The organism is Mycobacterium sp. shizuoka-1 (genome assembly GCF_002723835.1).
Taxonomy (GTDB): Bacteria; Actinomycetota; Actinomycetes; order Mycobacteriales; family Mycobacteriaceae; genus Mycobacterium.
In genome coordinates this window covers 62834-64302 of sequence record NZ_BEWG01000015.1, presented here as the reverse complement: position 1 = coordinate 64302, position 1469 = coordinate 62834, and the positions used below count along the sequence as shown (strand labels likewise).

The window sequence follows — 1469 nt, the reverse complement described above, 5'->3', positions numbered from 1 at the left end:
CCCCCGCTTCTCTGTGCGCTAGCCGCCGACCGCGTCTTCCAGCGCGGTCAGCGAGTCTTCGAGGTGGCCCAGCAGCCGTTGCAGGTGCGGGATGCTGCGGCGGCACCCCACCAGCCCGAAGTCGAGATTGTCGGCGTTGTTGGACAGCGTGATGTTGAGCGCCTGCCCGTCCAGCGCGATCGACAGCGGGTAGTTGCCGTCCAACCGGGCACCGCGCCAGTACAACGGCTCACGGGCGCCGGGCACGTTGGAGATCACGATGTTGAACGGCGGCGCGACCGCGGCACCCAGCGCCGGCACCAAGGTCAGCGCCAGCGGCGCGACGTTGAACGCCGACAGGGCCAGTTGCTGCAGCCTGGGCAGCTGGCCGAACACGTCCTTGTTGCCGGTGACCGAGTCGTGGATGGCGGCCAGCCGGTCGGCGGGGTCGGCGGTGTCGGTGGCCAGGTTGCACAGAATGCTGCCGACCATGTTCCCGCCGCTGGACGTGTCGTCCTCGGAGCGCAGGTTCACCGGCACCATCGCGATCAGCGGACGGTCGGGCAGCGCGTCCTGCTCGATGAGGTAGGCCCGCAGCGCGCCTGCGCACATCGCCAGCACGACGTCGTTGAGGGTGACACCGGCGGCGTCCTTGATCGCGACGAACCGTTTGATCGGCCAGGACTGGGCGGCGCAGCGACGGGCCCCGCCGATCGGGACGTTGAACATGGTCTTGGGTGCGCCGAACGGCAACGTCAACTGCTGCTCGAGGAGCGCGGCCCGGGCCAGCGTCAACGCCGAGGGAGCCAGGCCCGCGATCGATCCGGCCAGCCGTGCCAGCTCGCCGGTCCGCGACGACGTGCGCCGGTCCTTGGTGCGCGGCCGCGGTCCCAGGCTCCACGGCGCGCGCACCTCGCCGTCCTGCGGATCCAGCGACAGCGAGCGGCGCATCAACTTCATCGCCGAGACGCCGTCGAGCAGCGCGTGGTGGACCTTGGTGTAGACCGCGATCCGCCCGTCGTTGAGCCCCTCGACCAGATGGGTCTCCCAGAGCGGCCGGTGCCGGTCGAGCAGGGTGCCGTGCATCCGGGAGGTGAGCTCGAGCAGTTCGCGAACCCGCCCTGGCGATGGCAGGGCGGAGCGCCGCAGGTGGTATTCCAGGTCGATATCGCGGTCGAAGGACCAGGCGACATTCGCGATGCCGCCGAGTAGTTCACCGGGGTGTTTGCGGAACGTCGGCTGGACGTCGGAGTAGGCGAGCATTTCGGTGTAAATGTCCGCCAAGAACTCCGGGCCGGCCCCCTCCGGCAGTTCGAACAGTTGCAGTCCGCCGACATGCATGGGATGTTCGCGCGATTCGGCCAGCAAGAACATCGAATCGGTCGGCGAAATCAGCTCCATCGAGGACCTCCGCGTCGGTTGTACCCCGTGTGCCCGTTACGCCGGTTCGTCACACAGCGTCAGCGGTGACCGCCGCCGCCCCCACCGCC

Annotated in this window: 1 protein-coding gene; it reads right to left on the bottom strand. The window is 69.1% G+C overall.

Annotation, left to right across the window (positions count from 1 at the left end):
• Window positions 1-18: 18 nt before the first annotated feature.
• A complete protein-coding gene (locus MSZK_RS04080) occupies window positions 19-1380 on the bottom strand; it encodes a wax ester/triacylglycerol synthase family O-acyltransferase (RefSeq protein WP_099245097.1) in 1362 nt (453 codons plus the stop codon).
• Window positions 1381-1469 lie beyond the last annotated feature (89 nt).

Coding starts and splice junctions, on each gene's coding strand:
- MSZK_RS04080 (WP_099245097.1), bottom strand. CDS start 1,380: ATGGAGCTGATTTCGCCGACCGATTCGATGTTCTTGCTGGCCGAATCG.